This is a genomic window from Cellulomonas sp. IC4_254 (genome assembly GCF_011603975.1).
GTDB lineage: Bacteria > Actinomycetota > Actinomycetes > Actinomycetales > Cellulomonadaceae > Cellulomonas.
In genome coordinates, this window is sequence record NZ_JAANNB010000057.1 from 1 (window position 1) to 18,759 (window position 18,759).

Sequence of the window (18,759 nt, forward strand, 5' to 3'; positions counted from 1 at the left end):
CGCCCGCGCGCAGCGCCACGACCGCGCCGGCCGCGAGGGCCACCAGGGCGAGCTCCGCGGCGAGCCGCCGGGCCCGCGCGTCGGCGCGGCCGCCGGGGCGCCGCCGCCCGGGGTCGGCCACGCCGTGCGCCAGGCGCAGCGCGGCCGTCGGCAGCGCGAGCGCGGCGACGCCGGCGAGCGCGAGCACCGCGGCGGCCGGGACGGGCCCGGGCACGACGGCGCCCGCCACGAGCAGCCCCGCGGCGGCACCGAGGCCCACGGCGACGACGGCCTCGGCCCCGAGCTCGACCGCCAGGGCCGGCAGCGTCGCGCCCCGGGCTCGCCGTGTCACGAGGTCGCCGGACCGCCGCCGGGCGAGCAGGCCCGCCGTCAGGACGAGGAGCAGCGCGCCCACCGCGACCCCGCCGAGCACCAGCGCCGTCGCGGCGGCGCGGGCGGCCGCCAGCTCCTCCGTGGCCGCCCGCAGCACGCCGACCGCGCTCGAGTGCAGCGACCCGCCGGCCGCGCCCCAGCCGATCGTGCCCGGCGACGCCTGCACCGCCGGGAGCGCGGCGAGCACCCGGTCGGCGGCGTCGGCCCCGACCCGGCCGGGCTCGAACGCCACCCGGACCGTGCGCTGCACGTCGCGCGGCCCGACCTCCGCCACCGCGGCGGCCAGCGAGGCGTCCGACAGCAGCGCCGCGGCCGCCGTCGTCGTCGCCGGGCCGGTCCGCGAGACCCGCGGGTCGAGGACGTCGGGCACGTCGTGCCAGGTCGTCGCGCCCGGGTCCACCGGCCGGAACACGCCCGACACCAGCGCCTCGACGGGTCCGCCGTCGGCCGCGGTGAGGTGCAGCGGGTCGCCGGTCGTCGCGCCGAGGGCGTCCGCCACCGCCTCGGACAGCGCGACCTGCACCGGCTCGGGCTCCACGGAACCGGCCTGACCCTCGGCGGCCCCGTCAGTCCCCGAGCCGCCGGCCGCCGCGCCGCCGGCCGTCGCGTCGTCCGGGTCCACCACCCGCTCGGGCGGTCCGGCGGGCTCCTCGCCGGACACCCACACGACCGCCCCCTGCGTGGGCGTCCAGACCAGCCGCACCGCGGTCTCGCCGGACGTCGCGCCGGGGTCGCCCGGCGCGACGGCGAGGGCCAGCGGTGCCGACGCCGTCGACACCACGGGCGCCCGCAGCACGTCGCCCAGGAGGGCCGTGAGCCCCGTGCCGATCTGCTCCGCCGCCTGTCGGGAGAGCTCCGCGGAGCCGTCGTAGCCCTGCCCGGTCTCCGGGAACGCCGTGGTCGTGGTCACGACCAGGTCGGCGTCCGTCCCGGCCCGCGCGACCGCCGTCCGGACCGCCTCGTCCGACACCCGGGCGACCGCCCGCGGCACCGCGGCGGCCAGCGCCACCACCAGCGCGACGAGGACGGCCACGAGCGCCAGCGGACCCGCCTGCGCCGCGGACCGGCGCGGCAGCGTCCCGAGGTCGAGGCCCGCCCGGCGGCGCGCCGCCCGCGCGCGGTGCCGGCCGGTCACTCCGCGTCCCCGAGCCGCAGGTGCGCGGCGGAGGCGCGCCGCACCAGTCCGGTCACCACCGGCAGCACCACGGCGGCGGCCCCCGCCAGCAGCGCCGCCGCGATGCCGGACGCGGCGGGCCAGGACCAGTCGGCCAGCGCCTCCGGGACCGGTCGGCCACCGGTGGCCGAGATGGTCAGCGCGGGCGCCAGGGCGCGCACCACCAGCGCCCCGGCCGCGGTTCCCGCGGCGACCGCGAGCACGTCCACGACCACGTGCTGCACGACGTACGTGGCGGACACGGCCCGCGGCGCGGCGCCGACCGCGAGCAGCCGCGCCACCTCCGGCCCGCGGTCCTCCGCCGTCTCCGCCGCGTGCAGCGCCGCGCCCACCAGCGCCAGCGCCACGGCGGCGACGACGAGCAGCCCGAGCGCGGCGAGCACGCCCACCCGCAGCGGCCCGGCGCGCAGGTCCTCCGCGACGGCCGCGCGCGAGGTGACCGCGGCCCCCGCGTCCCGGAGCGCCGCGGCGTCCGCGTCGGCCGGCAGCCACCAGGAGTCCACCAGCGGCGCCGTCTCGGCCTCGCCGACGGCGACCCGCGACAGGGTCCGCAGGTCCGCCAGCACGGCCGGCCCGTCGACCGCGCCGGGCAGGTAGGGCGCCACGGCGGCGACGGTCGCGGGCAGCGCCGTCCCGCCCACGGCCACCTGCAGAGGGTCGCCGGGCTCGAGCCCCGCACCGGTCGCGAGGTCCTGGGTCACGACCACGGGCACGGCCGGCACCGGGGAGGACGACGTCAGCACGAGCACGGTGGGCAGGTACGACGCACGGGACACGTCGACCTCGCCGGTGGCGCGCACCGCGTCCGGGCCCACGACCACGGCGGGGTCGGACAGCGACTGGTTCTGCAGGGTCGCGTCGGTCGGGCGGGCGGACCACGTGCCGGCCCCCGGTGCCGGGTCCGCTGCTGCCGCCGGCCGGTCCCAGCCGACCGACACCGCGACGTCCGCCAGCCCGCCGACGCCCTCCTCCAGCTGGGCGTCCGTGCTCACCTGGATCACGACGGCCAGCACCCGCGCCCCGCCGTCGGGCGCCGCGAACCCGCCCGGCGCGCTCAGGGGCACGGTCCGCTCCGCGCCGTCGAGCGGCACCCGCTCCCCCAGCGCCCGGACCCGCACGCCGTGCCCGTCGTCCAGCACGAGCGTCGGCGTCACCGACATCGGGTACCCGCTGCCGGTCGTGCCCGAGACCCGCACGGCCAGGTCGCCGCCGTCGGCCGCGAACGGCAGCGCCGCGGCCGGCTCGTCGTCCGGCGGGGCGAGCCCCCGTGTCAGGTCCGCCCACGTCGTGCCGTCCGGCAGCCGGCCGGCGAGCACCACCGAGCCGGTGTCGACCGCGACCAGCCGCGGCTCGGCGTCCTCGGGCCCAGACACGGCGAGCGTGCCGAAGCCGGTCACCCGGTCCGTCGCCGGCAGCGCCCGGCCGCCGGCCGCGGCGCGCACCAGCGCCCCCTGGGTCGTCGGCGAGCCCGGCACGTCCGACGCGACCACCGCGGCGGGCACCAGCGCCTCCGCCTGCTCGGCCTGGGAGCGGGACCAGGTCGCCGCCCAGCCCGCGCCGAAGGTCGCCCCCGCGGCCGCGAGCACCAGGAGCAGCAGCGCGACGGCCGCCCGGGGCCGGCGGGCGACGTCGAGCGCGGCCAGCGGGAGCACGAACCCGCGCGAGCGCCGCGCCGCGCGCTCCGCCGGCCGCGCCAGCAGGGGCACGACGCGCAGCACGACGACGCAGGCCGCCACCAGCGCGAGCACCGGGGCGAGCACCCGCACCGCGTCGGCGGAGCCGCCCGCGCGCAGCCGGAGGGCGGCGAGCACCGCGACCGCCACCAGCAGCAGGTCACCGCCGGACCGGGCGAGCCGGGACGCCGTCCCGCCACGTCGCCGGCCACCGGGCGGGCGGGCCGCCGGTGCGACCAGCGCGATCAGCAGCGCCACCGCCCCGGCGGCGACCGTGGCCACCAGGCACGCGGGGACGCCCGCCGGCGCTCCGATGCCCGAGCGCGCGACCAGCGGGACGGCGGTCAGCGCCCGGTACCCGGCCAGCCCGAGCGGGACGGCCAGCAGCGCCGCCACCGCCACCACCGCGGCCGCCTCGGCGCCCGCGAGCCCGAGGAGCTGCCCCCGCCCGGCTCCGCGGTCGAGCAGCAGCGCGCGCTCCGGTGCCCGCCGCGCCGCGAGCAGCCGTCCGGCGAGGACCAGCGCCGCGCCGGCCAGCGCGACGGACACCAGCCCGGCGGTGAGCGCCGCGGCACCCGCGACGGCGTGCTGGGTCGCCACCGCGCGGACCGTGGCCGGGAACGACGTGCGGACGACCACCCGGTCCGCGCCCCCGCCCAGCGCGTCCGCCAGGGCGGGGCGCAGCCGCGCGACCGCGGCGGCTGCCGCCCGCAGACCCGCGACCGGCGCGCCGGCCGTCTCCGGCCGCACCGTCACGGTAACCGCGCCGACCCCGGTCCCGGCCGCCGGGAGGGTGCCCGGGGCCACGACCAGCGGGCCGTACGCGGGCGAGAGCCTGCGTCCCGAGGTGCCCGGACGCGGGTGGTCCGGGTCGGCTCCGGCGCCGCCCAGCAGGTCGCGCGCCCAGACGGGCGTGCCCGGGTCGCCGCGGTGCAGCGGCTGGAACACGCCGACCACCCGCACGGTGGTGCGCTCGCGCGCCGCCGGGGCGTCGGGCGACGGCGTCAGGTCGAGCGTGTCGCCCGGGACCAGGCCCAGGGCCGCGGCGGTGGCGGCGGGCACCGCGACGTCGACCGCACCCTCCTCCCCCACGGCGGTCCCGCCCGCGTCCGGGTCCGGCCACGCGCCGTCCACCAGCCGGGCGACGTCCCCGAGGTCCGCGGCGTCGGTCAGGTACGCGTAGCCGGCGTCCGCCGAGCCGTCCGGCGCCAGCGCCAGCAGCGGGGACTCCGTCCAGGTCGACGCCGTCGCGGGCATCGGGGCGAGCGCTCCCGCCACCACCGCGCCGACGTCGGGCACCAGCGCGTCGGCGTCCGCCACCGCGCCCACGGGCGGCACGACCCGCGCCACCACCTGCGTGCCGCCCGCGCCGGACGCGGCCAGCGCGGTGTCCAGCGCGTCCCGGCGGCCCTCGGTCAGCAGCAGGCCGCAGGCCGCCAGCACGGTCAGCGCCACCAGCGCGGTCGCCGCCACCGCCGCGAGCAGGGACGCCTGCGCCCGGGCGCGGTGCAGCGCCAGCGCGGGCACCTCGCGCGCCCAGGCGGCGCTCATGCGGGCAGCACGCGCCCGTCGACCAGGCGCACCGCCCGGTCCGCCAGCCCGATCATCACCGGGTCGTGCGTCGAGACGACCGCCGCCATGCCCTCCGCCTCGACGACCGCGCGGATGAGCGCCATCACCGACAGGCCCGTCTCGGTGTCGAGCTGGCCGGTGGGCTCGTCCGCGATCAGCAGCCGGGGCGACCCCGCCAGCGCGCGGGCGATCGCGACCCGCTGCTGCTGGCCGCCCGACAGCTCGTCCGGGCGCAGGGCGGCATGCCCGTCCAGGCCCACCAGCCGGAGCAGCAGGGCGACCCGGCGCTCGCGGTCGGCGATTGGCAGCGCCCGGAGCCGCAGCGGCACCGCCACGTTCTCCGCCGCGCTCAGCACCGGGACCAGGCCGAACGTCTGGAACACGAACGCGACCACGTCCCGGCGCAGGCGGACCTGGCCCGCGGCGTCGAGGCTGGTCACGTCCGTGCCGCCGATCTGGACCGACCCCGCGTCCGGCCGGTCCAGCCCGCCGACGACGTTGAGCAGCGTCGTCTTGCCCGAGCCCGACCGGCCGACCAGCGCCACGAGCTCGCCGGCCGCCACGTCCAGGTCGACGCCGCGCAGCGCGCGCACAGCGGCGCGGCCGGAGCCGTAGGTCCGGTGCACCCCCCGCACGCGGACCATCGGCACGTCGCCCGGGGCGTCCGGGACGGCCGGCGTCGCCGCGGTCCCGGCGGGCACGGGCGTCCCGCCGCTCACGCGGCACCGTGCCGGCGGCGCCGGGCGGGCGCGTCGGGCGCGGCACGGCCGCCGTCGCCGCCGGAGCCGCCGGTACCGCCCGTGCCCCCGGTGCCGTCCGGCCGCAGGGTGACGTGGTCCGCCTCCAGCTGGAGCCGCACGCGCCGGGTCAGCTCCAGCGCCTCGCGGTACTCCCGCGGGACCTGGACCCGTCCCGCGCGGTCCATGACCGCGTACTCCTCCGCGACGACCGCCGCCGCCCCGTCGTCGCCCGGGCGCGGCCGGCGCAGCACCTCGCTGCTGGTCCGGCCGTCCCGGATCGCGACGGTGCGCTCCACCTGGCCGCTGACCGTCGGGTCGTGCGTCACGACGACGACCGTGGTGCCGGCGTCCCGCTGCGCCGCGCGCAGGGCGTCGAACACCTGCTGGCCGGTGGCGGTGTCGAGCTCGCCCGTCGGCTCGTCGGCGAGGAGCAGCCGCGGCCCGTTCGCCAGGGCCACCGCGATCGCGACGCGCTGCTGCTCGCCGCCGGACAGCTCGCCGGGGCGCCGGCCGCCGGCGTCGGCCAGCCCGACGAGGTCGAGCAGCTCCCCCACCCGGGCGGCGCGCTGCCGCCTCGGCGCGCCGGCCAGCGTGAGCGGGAGCGCGACGTTCTGCCGCGCGGTCAGGTACGGCACCAGGTTGCGCGCGGTCTGCTGCCGCACGGTCCCGACCACGGTGCGCCGGTACGCCACCCGGTCCCGGGCGCTCAGGGCCCCGAGGTCCCAGCGACCCACGCGGACCCGCCCGGCGCTCGGCGCGTCGGCCGCGGACAGGATGCGGAGCAGGGTGGACTTCCCGGACCCGGAGGCGCCCACGACCGCGACCATCTCACCGGCGTGCACCAGCAGGTCGAGGCCCTGCAGCGCCTGCACCTCGACCCCGCCGGAGCGGAAGATGCGCACCACGGCGTCGCAGGCGACGAGGGCCTCGCTGCCGAACTCCTCGGGCGCGGCGAGCCGGTCGCCGAGCTCCTCCACGATGCTGCGCTGCACGGTGCCCCTCCTCGGACGACGGCGGGACTCTACCCCCCGCGTCGCCGCACGTCAGCGGCGCGCTCCGTCGTCACCCGCGCGGGCCGGCGGGAGCCGGGCGCCCGGACGGACGACGCCGCCCCGGGAGCGCGGTGCTCCCGGGGCGGCGTCGCGGTGCGGGTCAGCCCTGCTGCGGGGCCTGCCGCACCTCCTGGGCCGAGTCCTGCGCCTGGTCCTTCAGGTCGCTCGCGGCCTGGGTGCCCTGCTCCTTGACCGTGTCCACGGCCTCGGTGGCGCGCTCCTTGAGGGAGTCCACCGCCTGCTGGGCGGGCTCGCGGAGCTCGTCGACCACCTGACCGGCGGCCTCCTTGACCTGCGGCGCGAGCTGCTGCGCCTGGTCCTTGACCGCCTGCGCCGCCTGCTGCTCCTTCTGCGAGGACGGCAGCAGGGACGCCGCCAGCAAGCCCACGCCGAAGGCGATCAGGCCCGCGGCCAGCGGGTTGCCCTCGGCCTTGCGGGCGACCGTCGAGGGCGCACCCTGGACGCCCTCGGCGAGCCCGTGCGCCGCGGACCGCGCCGAATCGGCCGCGGAGTGCGCCGAGCCCGACGCGCTCCCCGCCGCCCCGCCCAGGTTGTCGCGGGCGTCGTGCACGGTGCCCATCACCCGGTCACGGACCGAGCCGACCTTGCTGCGGACCTTGTCCGCCTGACGGTGCGCCACCTGGCGCGGGTCCAGCGCGTCGCCCACTGCGTCCACGTTCGCGCTGAGGTCCGCGCGGGTGGCCTCGATCCGGGCGCGGATCTCGTCCGGGTTCTCACTCATGGTTCGCCTCCTCGTCACCCTTCAGGGCGTTCGGGATCTTCTTCACCGTCTCCGCCGTGCGCGGCGCGCCCTTGATGCGCTGCAGCTCGGAGCGACCGCGCAGCGCGAGCACGGCCGCGATGACGCCCCAGATGACCGCCAGGACCAGCGCCGACCAGGCGTGGCCGAGCGGGTGCGCCAGCGCCCACCACAGCGCGATGGACAGGAACAGCAGCACGAAGTGCCCCGCGACGCCCGCGCCGGCGAGCATCCCGCTGCCCCGGCCGGCCCGCTTGGCCGACTGCGTCAGCTCGGCCTTCGCCAGCTCGACCTCCTGGCGCACCAGCGCCGAGAGGTCCTGCGTGACGTTGCCGATCAGGTCGCCGAGCGACGGTCGCTCGCCGCCCGCCCCGGTCGGTGCCGTCCCCGCCTGCGCCGACCCGGGGTCCCCCAGGGGAGGGACGCCGCCCGCCGTGCCGCCGGTGCCCCCGGCCGGACCCGTGCCCGGGGCCGCGGCGACGGTCGGGTCCCCGGGCCCGGTCACGGCTGGTCCTCGCGGCGGAGACCGGCCAGCGGGTCGCCGCCCGCGGTGCCCGGGTCGTCCGTCGTCGGCAGGTGCCCCGGGGTCGGGGCGACCGGCGCGTCGCCGCCCGCCGCGGCCCACGCCTGCTCCTCGGAGCCGAGGCCGCCGTCGTCGGCCGGGCCCGGCTCGCGGTGCTGGCCGCCGCCGAACTCGGCGTCGACGTCGGTCACCTCGGCCGTGCCGCCCGCGACGCCGAGCGCCGGGGTGAGGTCCTGGGTCGTGGCGGCCGGCGAGCCACCCGCGGAGCCCGCGGTCGGCGTGGACAGGCCGGTGGTGGCGCCGGAGAGCGAGGAGCCGGTCGAGCCGGACGCGCCCGACGAACCGGTGGACGGGGGTGCGTCCTTCAGGCCGCGGGTCAGCCGCCCGGCGAGGACGCCGGCACCGGCCGCGATCGCGAGGAACACCCCGGGGCGCCGCCGCGCGAAGTCGGTGACCTCGCCCAGCACGTCGCCTGGCTCCCGGTTCTCGAGCCAGGACGCGACCGAGCCGGTGCGCCCCGCGACCTGGCGGACGAGGTCCGCCGCGAGGCCGCCCTGCTCGGAGCCGTCGGCCATCCGGCCGAGCTCGTCACCGAGCGACCGCAGGCTGGACGCCGCCCGCGCCTGCTGGTCGGACGCCTGGCTCGTCAGGCCCGCGCGCGCCTCGCCCAGCAGGTCCCGGGCGTGGCCCTTCGCCTCCTGGACGACGTCGGCCGCCTGGCCCTTCGCCTCGTTCAGCACCCCCTGGCCGCTGTCCGCGGCCGCGTGCGCCAGTCCGGACGCCTGCTCCTTCGCGGTGCCCACCGCTGCGGCTGCGCCGCTGTCGTTCGTGCTCATCGCGTCCTCCTCACTCGCTCTTGAAGGTGTCCTTCAGCTTCCCCGCGGCCTTCTCCACGGGGTTCGGCTTCGCCGTCGTCCCGTACAGCCGCGGGTCGGGCTGCGTGGGCGGCGGCATCGGCACGCCCGCCGGGGGCTCCGGGACGTAGGTGAACTCGCCGAGGCCGTCCGGGGTCGGACCGGAGGCCCAGGAGCCCTTGTCCGCGTCCGTGCCGTTCGAGAAGTTGATGTACTGGTACGAGACCTCGCGGTGCTCCTGGTCGAGCGGGAAGTTGCTCGGCGTCGGGATGCCCTCGAAGCCCTCCTCCTGCAGCTCGCGCGCGGCGGCGATCCACTGGTTCTGGTGCATCGTGTCCCGGGCCAGCAGGAACGCGAGCATGTCCCGGACGCCGCTGTCGTCGGTCATGTGGTAGAGCCGCGCCACCTGGACGCGGCCCTGCATCTCGGCGTTCGCGTTGGCCTGAAAGTCGGCCAGCAGGTTGCCGCTCGCGGTGACGTAGCCCGCGTTCCACGGGTTGCCGTTGCTGTCGACCGGGCGCGCGCCCGCGCCGGCGACGATGGCGTGCTGGACGTCGGTGCCGCCGACGACCGCCGCGATCGTCGGGTCGTTCTGCACGGCCTCCTCGGTGATCCCGATGGGGGCCTTCTCCAGCAGCTGGGCGATCATCGTCGCCAGCATCTCGACGTGGCCGAACTCCTCCGCGCCGATGCCGTAGAGCAGGTCGCGGTACTTGCCGGGCAGGTGCGTGTTCCAGGACTGGAACCCGTACTGCATCGCGACCGTGATCTCGCCGTACTGCCCGCCCAGGACCTCCTGGAGCTTGCGGGCGTACACCGCGTCCGGCTTGTCCGGTGTTGCCTTGAACTGCAGCTCTTGACGGTGGAAGAACATCGCGACCTCCGCGCCCCGGGCTCGGGGCAGTCTCGTCTGCGGGGACCGCGGTCGCGGAGGGCGCCGGCGAGGCGCCACGCCCGGACCGGGCCGTGGCGCCGGCGCGCTGCTGCACCGACACGTGGCGGAGGGCTGATGGCCCGTCGCCATGACCCGACGCTAGGTCCGGTCGCGTGAACCTGCCTCCCGAACGAGCAGTTGCGCGTCCGGGCCCCTCGTGGGATGTCGCCGCCGGTCAGGCCTGCGGCCGCGACTCGTGCCCGGGGCGGCCGTGCGTGCGGTTCCGCTCCTTCAGCTGCGACTCGTAGACGTGCTTGCGCCCCGCGACGAGGCGCTCGCGGGTGCGGCGCTCGGCGTCGGCGAACGCGCGGTAGTAGCCCTCGTCGAAGTCCTCGACGACCTGGAACGTCCAGCGCCCCGCGAGCACGTTCCGGCCGACCACCTCGGCGCGCAGCTCGTCCGCGACGTCCGGGTGACCCGCCTCGGCGAGCCGGTCCAGGGCGTCCGCGAGCTCGGCGTCGGCGCGGCCGATCAGCCGGTGGAAGGCGTAGAGCATGCCGCGCGCGTGCTCCACCACCTCGAACGCGGCGGTCACCCCGCCGACTGCCTCGACGACGTCGTCGGGCACGCCGTCGGGGGGCAGGTGGGCGGCGTCGGGCCGCTCGGCGGAGCCGCCGGGGCCGGTGGGCTGGGACTGCGTGGCGTCGTCGGTCATGCGGCCATCGTGCGGCGCCCCGCCGCCGCCCGCCCGCCGGGCGGCGCGCGGCGGGCGAGCGGCGGCGAGCGAGCGGCGGGCGGGGTCAGCCGGCCAGGGAGGCGATCTGGATGAGGTTGCCGCAGGTGTCGTCGAGGACGGCGACGGTGACGGGCCCAGCCTCGGTGGGCGGCTGCACGAACCGGACCCCGAGGGCCTCGAGCCGCGCGTGCTCGGCGCGCACGTCGGCGACGCCGAAGCTGGTGAACGGGATCCCGTCGGCGACGAGCGCCGCGCGGAACGGCCCGACGGCCGGGTGCTCGGCGGGCTCCAGGAGCAGCTCGACGCCGTCCGGCGCCTCGGGCGACACGACCGTCAGCCAGCGGTGCGCGCCGACCGGGACGTCCGTCTTCGGGCGGAAGCCGAGCACGTCGGTGTAGAAGGCGAGCGCGCGGGCCTGGTCGTCGACGAACACGGACGCGGTGGTGATCTTCACGGGGACTCCTCGGTCGGTGCGGCGGGTGCGGACATCGCGTCGAGCCAGCCGGCGACGCCGGCGAACGGCCCGGGGTCGAGGCGGTGCACGGTGGTGCGCCCCGCCCGGGTGACGTGGACGAGGCCGGCGTCGGCCAGCACGCCCAGGTGCTTCGAGACGGCCTGCCGGGTCACGGCGACCCCGTGGACGGAGATCAGCCGGGTGCACAGCTCGAACAGCGTCTGGCCGTCGCGCCGGCGCAGCTCCTCCAGGAGCAGCCGGCGCGTCGGGTCGGCCAGCGCTCGGAACACCTCGTCCACGCCACCACGATAGGCAACCTCACGGTTGCCTATCAACTGCTCCCGCGGGTCCGCCCGGTCGTGCAGTACCGTGGGCGCCATGTGCACGACGCAGAGCTGGTGGCCCGCCTCTTAGGCGGACCCCTCGACGCGTCGACGACCGCCCCCTGATCCGGGTGGTCGTGGCCGCGGGCGCGGCGGGACCACCCGGTCCCCGACCGAACGGCTCCCGCGATGACCTCCCTGCTCCGCTCCCTGCTCGACGACGACGCCACCGGCTTCGCGGTGCTGCACCGCCGCGGCACGGACTGGCTGGACGTGCTGGCCGGCGACGTGCTCGACGTCGACCGCCTGGCGGACGTGCCCCTCGACGGCGGCACCGTGCTGGCCCTGGTGCCGTTCCGGCAGGTCCGGGAGCGCGGCTTCCCCGCGCACGACGACGGCGCCCCGCTGCGCTGCCTGCTGGTGCGCGACCGGGAGCGGGTGCCGCTCGCGGACGCGCTCGCGCTGCTGCCCGCGGCGGTGCCCGTGCAGCCCGAGGGCTTCGACATCGACGACGCCACGTACGCCGACCGCGTGCGGACCGTGGTGGAGGAGGAGATCGGGCGCGGCGAGGGCGCGAACTTCGTGCTGCGCCGGGACTTCGTGGCCCGTGCCGACGGCGCCGCCCCCGGCCGGACGGTGCTCGGGTGGCTGCGGGCGCTGCTGGAGCACGAGCAGGGCGCCTACTGGACGTTCGCGGTGCGGACGCCCGGGCTCGCGGCCGCCGGCGCCACGCCCGAGCGGCACGTGTCCGTCGCGGGCGGCGTCGCCCGGATGAACCCGATCAGCGGCACGTTCCGGCACGGCGCGCAGCACCCCACCGACGCCGAGCTCCTGGCGTTCCTGGCCGACACCAAGGAGAGCGAGGAGCTGTTCATGGTGGTCGACGAGGAGATGAAGATGATGAGCGCCGTCTGCCCCGACGGCGGCCGCATCCTCGGCCCGTACCTCGCGCAGATGTCCCGGCTGACGCACACCGAGTACGTGCTCGAGGGCCGGACCGACCTGGACGTGCGCGAGGTGCTGCGGCTGACGATGTTCGCGCCCACCGTGACCGGGTCGCCGATGGGCAACGCCTGCGCGGTGATCGCCCGGCACGAGACCACGCCCCGCGGCTACTACTCGGGGGTGCTGGCGCTGCTGGAGCCGGACGGCACCACCCGCCCGGACGGGACGCCCGGGTACGAGGTCGACGCGCCCATCCTCATCCGCACCGCCTACCTGGACGACACCGGCCGGGTCACCGTGCCCGTCGGCGCGACGCTCGTGCGGCACTCCTCCCCCGCCGGCGAGGTCGCCGAGACGCACGCGAAGGCGGCCGGGGTGCTCACCGCGATCGGTGCCGTCGCGCGGGTGCCCGCCGGCACCCGCGCGCCGGTGCTGGCCGACCAGCCGGGCGTCGCCGCCGCGCTCGCGTCCCGCAACGACCGGCTCGCGGCGTTCTGGCTGCGGCCGCAGGCGGTCCGACCGGACCCGGCGCTCGCGGGCCGCACCGCCCTGGTCGTGGACGCCGAGGACCAGTTCACGACGATGCTGGCGCACCAGCTCCGGCACCTCGGCCTCGACGCCCGGGTGCTGCCGTGGCAGGAGGTGCCGGACGACCCGGCCGCGGACCTCCTGGTGCTGGGCCCCGGCCCGGGCGACGCGCGCCGGCTCGACGAGCCGCGGGTGGCCCGGCTGCACGCGCTGCTGGCCCGCCGGCTGGCGGCGGGCGACCCGCTGCTGGCCGTCTGCCTCAGCCACCAGGTGCTCGCGCTGCAGGCCGGCCTGCCGGTGGCCCCGCTGCCCGCGCCCCGTCAGGGGGTGCGGCTGGAGGTCGACGTGTTCGGCGAGCGCCCGGCCATCGGGTTCTACAACACGTTCGCCGCGCACCACGCGGGGCCGGGCCGGACGCCGCTGCTCGGGCTGGAGGTGGCGGCCGACGACGCCGGCGTGGTGCACGCGCTGCGCGGGCCCGGGGTCGCGTCGGTGCAGGGGCACCTGGAGAGCGTGCTGTCCTCCGACGGGCTGCCGACGCTGCGGCGGCTGGTCGGGCACGCGCTGGCCGGGCGTGCCCGCTAGCGTGACCTGCCATGGCTTCCCGCACCGGCGTCTCGACCGCCTCCGGCTGGCTCGCCGTCGTGGCCCTGGCCGGGGCCGTGCTGCTGCTCGTGCCGGGCTGGTTCGGCCGCCCGCCGGGCGCGCTGCTGCTCCCGGTCGCCGCCGTGGCGGCGCTGGGCACGGGCTGGCTGCTCGACCCCGGCGCCTCGCGGGCGACGTTCGTCGACGGGGCGCTGGCGGCGCTCGGGCTCGGCGCGCTGCTGGGCGGGGCGGCGCTGCTGGTGTCGTCGCTCGTGCGGCTGATCGCGCTCGGTGACGTCGGGGCGCTCGGGTTCGGGCTGGGCGGCGCGGTGCTGGGCACGCTGATCGGCTCGGGCCTGCTGGCGACCCGGATGGACGGTCCGCCGATCTGACGGTGTGCGGCGTCCGGCCCGGCACGTCGGCGCGTGTCCGGCACGACCCCGGGGCCCGGCACGCGGCGCGTGTCGGACGGCGGGTCGAACATATGTTCTATGCCCGCCGCTGCCGCCGCCGCCCCGCCCGTCGCCGGGATCCTGCACGCCGACCTCGACGCGTTCTACGCCTCGGTCGAGCAGCGCGACGACCGGCGGCTGCGCGGCCGGCCGGTGGCGGTCGGCGGCGGCGTGGTCCTCGCGGCGTCCTACGAGGCGAGACGCCGGGGCGTCCGGACCGCGATGAGCGCGCGGCAAGCGCGGTCGCTGTGCCCCGGGCTGGTCGTGGTCCGGCCGCGGTTCGAGGCCTACTCGGCGGCCAGCCGGGCGGTGTTCGCCATCTTCCGCGACACCACCCCGGCCGTGCAGGGCGTGTCGATCGACGAGGCGTTCCTGGACGTGCGCGGCCTGCACCGGATCGACGCGGCGCCGGTGGCGCTCGGGGCGCGCCTGCGGGACCGGGTCCGGGACGAGGTCGGGCTGCCGATCACCGTCGGCGTGGCCCGGACCCCGTTCCTCGCCAAGGTCGCCAGCCGCGTCGCGAAGCCCGACGGCCTGCTCCTGGTGGAGCCCGGCGCGGAGGACGCGTTCCTGCACCCGCTCCCCCTGGAGGTGCTGTGGGGCGTCGGCGCCGTCACGGCCGAGAAGCTGCACGCGTTCGGGCTGGTCACCGCCGGGGACGTCGCCGCGCTCCCCCGGTCGGTGCTGGAGCACGCGCTCGGCCCCGCCATGGGCCGGCACCTGCACGCCGTCGTGCACGGGCGCACCCCGGACCGGGTCGAGACCGGCCGGCGCCGGGGTTCGGTCGGGGCGCAGCGCGCCCTGGGTGGCGGGCCGCACGACCCCGCGCAGGTGCGCGCCGCGCTGCTCGGCCTGGTCGACCGGGTGTGCCGGCGGATGCGTGCCGGGCACCGCCTGGCCCGGACCGTCGTGCTGCGGCTGCGGTTCGCCGACTACACGAGGGCCACCCGCTCCCGGTCGTTCGCGTTCGCGACCGCGTCCGGCGCGCAGATCGGCGCGGCGGCGGTGGCGCTGCTGGACGAGGCGGCGCCGCTGCTCCGGGAGCGCGGCATCACGCTGGTGGGCGTCGCGCTCACCGGGCTCGAGCCCGACGACCACTGGCAGCCGGAGCTCGACCTGGACGGCGCCGCGGCGGACGGGCTGGACGCGGCGGTCGACGCGGTCGCGGAGCGGTTCGGCTCCGGCGCCCTCGTGCGCGGCGCACTGCTGCGCCGGGGTGCGGGGCTGGAGGTGCCGACCCTGCCCGACGAGCCGGCCGACGACCCGTGACCGGCCGGGCACCCGAGTGTCGGGTTCGCCGGTACCCGCGTACGGTCGGTCCTGAGGCGGGGCGCGGGGTGGAGCCAACCGCCCGGGTGCGCCGCACCGGACCCAACGGGGGCGGCGTCCATGACCCAGATCACCGGACCGGAGCGCGCGCTGGCGCTCGGTACCCGTACGCACGCCGGCGCCTACCGGTTCGACCTCGCGTCGCAGCACTGGTGGTGGTCGGACGAGGTCTACGCCATCCACGGCTTCGCACCGCACGAGGTGGTGCCCACGACGGAGCTGCTGCTCGCGCACAAGCACCCGGAGGACCGCGAACGCTCGGTGGCCGCCCTCGACGAGGCCAGCCGCACCGGGGCGGCGTTCTCCTGCGTGCACCGGATCGTCGACGCCCGCGGGCGGGAACGCGTCGTCACGGTGGTGGGCGGGGGCCAGGGCAGCGGCCCGCTCGGCGGTCCGGCGGAGCTGGTCGGCTACTTCGTCGACGTGACGGACGTCGTCGAGGACCGCGCGCAGGCCGCCGCCACCGTGTCGATCGCCGCAGCGGCGGAGAGCCGGTCGGTCATCGACCAGGCCGTCGGCGTCGTCGCGTTCGTGGAGGAGGTCGACCCGGGCGCGGCGTTCCTGGTGCTGCGCGCCGCGTCGAACGACGCGAACGTCCCCATCCGGGTGCTCGCCCGGGCGATCGTGGGCGCGCTGCCCACCCTGCGGCACGACCCGGGCCGCGTTCGGCACTTCCTCGACGGGCTGCTCGCGCCGGCGCACCGCTCGACCGCCGCCGGCGCCTGACCTCCGCCGGGCCGCCTGCGCCCACCGCCGCTACGGTCGGCTGCACGGGCGCGCCGCCGCGGCGGGTCCCCCGGGCGAGGAGGGCCATGCCGTCGGCAGCCGCACCGACCACCGCGCGCCGCGCCGCCGCACTGGTCCGCGCCGCGCACGCGCCGCCGGCGTTCGCGGTCACGCTGCTCGCCGGGGCGTACGCCGCCGGCGCCGCCGGTGCGGGGCCGGGGCGTGCGCTGCTGGTCGCGGCCGCCGTGCTGGCGGGCCAGCTCTCGGTCGGGTGGTCGAACGACTGGATCGACGCGGGCCGCGACCTCGCGGTGGGCCGGGCGGACAAGCCGGTGGTCGCGGGGACGGTGACGGTCGCCGGGCTGCGACGCGCCGCGCTGACCGCCCTGGCCGCGTGCGTGGTGCTCTCGCTCGCGCTCGGCCTGCCGGCCGCGGTGCTGCACCTCGCGCTCGTCGGCGCCGCCTGGGCCTACAACGCCCGGCTCAAGTCCACCGTCTGGTCCTGGCTGCCCTACGCGGTGGCGTTCGGGGGGCTGCCGTCGGTCGCGACGCTGGGCGTCCCCGGCGGCGACGCGCTCGCCCCGTGGTGGGTGACCGCCGGCGGCGCGCTGCTCGGGGTGGGCGCGCACCTGGCCAACGTGCTGCCCGACCTGGAGGACGACGCGGCGACCGGGGTGCGCGGGCTGCCGCACCGGCTCGGCCGTCGCCGGACCGCGTTCGGGGCGGCGGCGGTCCTGCTCGTGGCCGTCGTCGTCGTGGCGCTGGGCCCGCCCGGGGCGCTCGCCGCGGTGGCGGCGGCCGGGCTCGCGCTGGCGGCGGTGCTCGCCGTGTCCGGCGTGGCGGTCGCGCTCGCCCGGCCGACGAGCCGCTGGCCGTTCACCGCCGCGATGGCCGTCGCGGCGGTCGCGGTCGTGCTGCTGGTCGTGCAGGGGTGAGCGTCGGGGACCGGCGGCCGGCGGCGACCACCCCGCGACCGGTCGCGGGCGCGAGGGTCGGAGGGCAGCATCGGGGCATGTCCCGCATCGCGGCCGTCGCCCCCGCGCTCCCCGAGCACGTCTACCCGCAGGCCGAGATCACCGCGGAGGTCGCGGGGCTGGTCACCCGGGACCCGCGGCGGCGCGCGCTGCTGGAGCGGGTGCACGCGTCCAGCGGCATCACGACCCGGCACACCGCGCTGCCGCTCGAGAAGTACGCCGGCCTGACGTCGTTCGGCGAGACCAACGACGTGTTCCTGCGCGAGGGCCTGGAGCTCGCCGCCCGGGCGGTGACCGAGGCCCTCGGCGCGGTCGGGCTGCGGCCGGCCGACGTCGACCACCTGTTCTTCACCACGGTCACGGGCGTCTCGGCGCCGTCGCTCGACGCGCTGCTGGTCGGCCGGCTCGGGCTGCGCCCGGACGTGCGGCGGGTGCCGAGCTTCGGCCTCGGCTGCGCGGGCGGCGCGGCGGGCCTCGCCCGGGTCGACGACCACCTGGCCGGCCACCCCGACGAGGTCGCCGTGCTGCTGTCGGTCGAGCTGTGCTCGCTCACGCTGCAGCACGACGACGACTCCACCGCCAACCTCGTCGCCAGCGGGCTGTTCGGCGACGGGGCCGCGGCGGCGGTGCTCCTGGGCGACCGGCGGGCCGCGGCGCTCGGCCTCGACGGGCCGCGGGTGGTCGGTGCCCGCAGCGCCCTCTACCCGGGCACGGAGCACGACCTCGGCTGGCAGGTCGGCGGGTCGGGGTTCCGGATCGTGCTGTCCGGCGGCATGGCGGGCACCGTGGCCGCGCACGCCGCCGCCGACGTCGAGGCGCTGCTCGCTCCGCTGGGCGCCAGCGTCGCCGACGTCGCCCGCTGGGTGGTGCACCCCGGCGGGCCGAAGATCCTCGACGCGGTGCAGGACGCCCTCGGGCTCGCGCCCGACGCGCTCGCCGGGTCGCGCGCCGCCCTGGCCCGGGCGGGCAACCTGTCGTCGGCCGCGGTGCTGCACGTGCTGGCCGACGTCCTCGCCGGACCACCGCCCGACCCGGGGGCGCTGGGTGCCGTGCTCGCGTTCGGCCCCGGGGTGGGTGCCGAGCTGGTCGCCCTGCGCTGGCCGGAGGTGGCGTCGTGAGCTCGCTGGCGTGGTTCGACGTCCTGGTGGCACTGACGGCGCTGGAGCGGCTGGCGGAGCTGGTCGTCTCGTCGCGGAACGCCCGCTGGTCGTTCGCCCGCGGCGGCGTGGAGTCGGGCCGGGGGCACTTCCCCCCGATGGTCGCGCTGCACACCGGCCTGCTGCTCGCGTGCGTGCTGGAGGCGCACCTCGCCGACCGCCCGTTCCTGCCCTGGCTCGGCTGGCCGGCGCTGGTCCTCGTCCTGGCGAGCCAGGCGCTGCGCTGGTGGTGCATCGCGACGCTCGGCCCCCGGTGGAACACCCGCGTCATCGTCGTGCCGGGCCTGCCGCTCGTGGACCGCGGGCCGTACCGGTGGATCCCGCACCCGAACTACGTCGCGGTGGTCGTCGAGGGCGTCGCCCTGCCGCTGGTGCACACGGCCTGGGTGACGGCGCTCGCGTTCACCGTGCTCAACGCGGTGCTGCTGCTCGGGTTCCGGATCCCGGCCGAGGAGCGGGCCCTGAAGGCGGCGGGCGGGGGCGGCGACCCCGTGCCCGCGCCGGGGCGGTGACCGCCGCGCCCGACGTCGACGTCCTCGTCGTCGGCGGCGGCCCCGTCGGGCTCGCGGCGGCGGTGGAGGCACGCCGCGCGGGGCTGTCGGCCCTGGTGGTCGAGCCGCGCGGGACCCCGGTCGACAAGGCGTGCGGCGAGGGCCTGATGCCCCGGGCCGTCGACCTGCTGCGGCGCTGGGACGTCGACCCGGCCGGGCGACCGCTGGCCGGCATCGCGTACGTGCGCGACGACCTGCGCGCCGAGCACCGGTTCGCCGGGTCGCCCGGGCGCGGGGTGCGCCGCACGGTGCTGCACGCGGCGCTCGCGGAGCGGGCCGACGCCGCGGGGGTCGAGCGGCTGGCGGCGCGGGTGGGCGCGCTGGAGCAGGACGACGCCGGGGTGACGGCCGCCGGGGTGCGGGCACGGTGGCTGCTGGGTTGCGACGGGCTGCACTCCACCGTGC

The 18,759-nt window shown here is 78.6% G+C and carries 19 protein-coding genes; 8 read left to right on the plus strand and 11 right to left on the minus strand.

The genetic code is table 11. The annotated features are described in order from the left end of the window. The 11 genes from G6556_RS07815 to G6556_RS07865 form a co-directional block, all read right to left on the minus strand. Positions 1-1,507 (minus strand): hypothetical protein (locus tag G6556_RS07815; protein ID WP_205693179.1); only part of this gene is annotated, 1,507 nt, incomplete at its 3' end. Beyond that, positions 1,504-4,770: a hypothetical protein gene (locus G6556_RS07820; protein WP_166940115.1), complete on the minus strand. Its 3,267-nt coding sequence runs from the start codon at positions 4,768-4,770 to the stop codon at positions 1,504-1,506. The genes G6556_RS07820 and G6556_RS07815, both read right to left, overlap by 4 nt. Continuing rightward, positions 4,767-5,435 carry an ABC transporter ATP-binding protein gene (locus G6556_RS07825; protein WP_166940143.1) on the minus strand — a complete coding sequence of 223 codons (669 nt, stop codon included), beginning with the start codon at positions 5,433-5,435 and terminating at the stop codon, positions 4,767-4,769. Before G6556_RS07825 ends, G6556_RS07820 begins: the two co-directional genes overlap by 4 nt. A 71-nt stretch (positions 5,436-5,506) precedes the next feature. After that, entirely contained in the window at positions 5,507-6,523 is a 1,017-nt protein-coding gene (locus G6556_RS07830) for an ABC transporter ATP-binding protein (RefSeq protein ID WP_166940117.1), read from the minus strand. Between the two features lie 160 nt (positions 6,524-6,683). Then, positions 6,684-7,325 (minus strand): DUF3618 domain-containing protein, encoded by a 642-nt coding sequence (locus tag G6556_RS07835; RefSeq protein ID WP_166940119.1) that lies wholly within the window; start codon positions 7,323-7,325, stop codon positions 6,684-6,686. Then, positions 7,318-7,683 (minus strand): phage holin family protein, encoded by a 366-nt coding sequence (locus G6556_RS07840; protein WP_240933980.1) that lies wholly within the window; start codon positions 7,681-7,683, stop codon positions 7,318-7,320. Before G6556_RS07840 ends, G6556_RS07835 begins: the two co-directional genes overlap by 8 nt. A gap of 161 nt (positions 7,684-7,844) precedes the next feature. Then, on the minus strand, positions 7,845-8,702 hold the full coding sequence (locus G6556_RS07845) for a hypothetical protein (protein WP_166940121.1): 858 nt from the start codon (positions 8,700-8,702) through the stop codon (positions 7,845-7,847). A gap of 10 nt (positions 8,703-8,712) precedes the next feature. Then, positions 8,713-9,594, minus strand: a complete 882-nt coding sequence (locus G6556_RS07850; RefSeq protein ID WP_166940123.1) for a manganese catalase family protein — start codon at positions 9,592-9,594, stop codon at positions 8,713-8,715. Positions 9,595-9,829: 235 nt separating this feature from the next. Then, a complete protein-coding gene (locus tag G6556_RS07855) occupies positions 9,830-10,309 on the minus strand; it encodes a hypothetical protein (protein WP_205693180.1) in 480 nt (159 codons plus the stop codon). A gap of 85 nt (positions 10,310-10,394) precedes the next feature. After that, positions 10,395-10,784 carry a VOC family protein gene (locus G6556_RS07860; protein WP_166940125.1) on the minus strand — a complete coding sequence of 130 codons (390 nt, stop codon included), beginning with the start codon at positions 10,782-10,784 and terminating at the stop codon, positions 10,395-10,397. Beyond that, entirely contained in the window at positions 10,781-11,083 is a 303-nt protein-coding gene (locus G6556_RS07865; protein WP_346774778.1) for a helix-turn-helix domain-containing protein, read from the minus strand. Before G6556_RS07865 ends, G6556_RS07860 begins: the two co-directional genes overlap by 4 nt. 213 nt (positions 11,084-11,296) lie before the next feature. On the opposite strand from G6556_RS07865, the gene G6556_RS07870 reads away from it, so the two are divergent. The 8 genes from G6556_RS07870 to G6556_RS07905 all read left to right on the plus strand — a co-directional run. After that, the gene (locus G6556_RS07870; protein WP_166940129.1) at positions 11,297-13,165 is read left to right on the plus strand and encodes a chorismate-binding protein; all 1,869 of its coding nucleotides are present in this window, start codon (positions 11,297-11,299) and stop codon (positions 13,163-13,165) included. Positions 13,166-13,176: 11 nt separating this feature from the next. Then, complete coding sequence (locus G6556_RS07875) at positions 13,177-13,557, plus strand: hypothetical protein (protein WP_166940131.1); 381 nt, start codon at positions 13,177-13,179, stop codon at positions 13,555-13,557. A 99-nt stretch (positions 13,558-13,656) separates the two neighbouring features. Continuing rightward, positions 13,657-14,886 (plus strand): DNA polymerase IV, encoded by a 1,230-nt coding sequence (gene dinB, locus G6556_RS07880; RefSeq protein ID WP_166940133.1) that lies wholly within the window; start codon positions 13,657-13,659, stop codon positions 14,884-14,886. A gap of 120 nt (positions 14,887-15,006) precedes the next feature. Then, complete coding sequence (locus G6556_RS07885; RefSeq protein ID WP_166940135.1) at positions 15,007-15,672, plus strand: PAS and ANTAR domain-containing protein; 666 nt, start codon at positions 15,007-15,009, stop codon at positions 15,670-15,672. Positions 15,673-15,758: 86 nt separating this feature from the next. Further along, complete coding sequence (locus G6556_RS07890; RefSeq protein ID WP_166940137.1) at positions 15,759-16,607, plus strand: UbiA family prenyltransferase; 849 nt, start codon at positions 15,759-15,761, stop codon at positions 16,605-16,607. Positions 16,608-16,684: 77 nt separating this feature from the next. Further along, entirely contained in the window at positions 16,685-17,764 is a 1,080-nt protein-coding gene (locus G6556_RS07895) for a 3-oxoacyl-[acyl-carrier-protein] synthase III C-terminal domain-containing protein (protein WP_166940139.1), read from the plus strand. Between the two features lie 5 nt (positions 17,765-17,769). Beyond that, on the plus strand, positions 17,770-18,315 hold the full coding sequence (locus G6556_RS07900; RefSeq protein WP_166940149.1) for an isoprenylcysteine carboxyl methyltransferase family protein: 546 nt from the start codon (positions 17,770-17,772) through the stop codon (positions 18,313-18,315). After that, positions 18,312-18,759 (plus strand): FAD-dependent monooxygenase (locus G6556_RS07905; protein ID WP_166940141.1); only part of this gene is annotated, 448 nt, incomplete at its 3' end. The genes G6556_RS07900 and G6556_RS07905, both read left to right, overlap by 4 nt.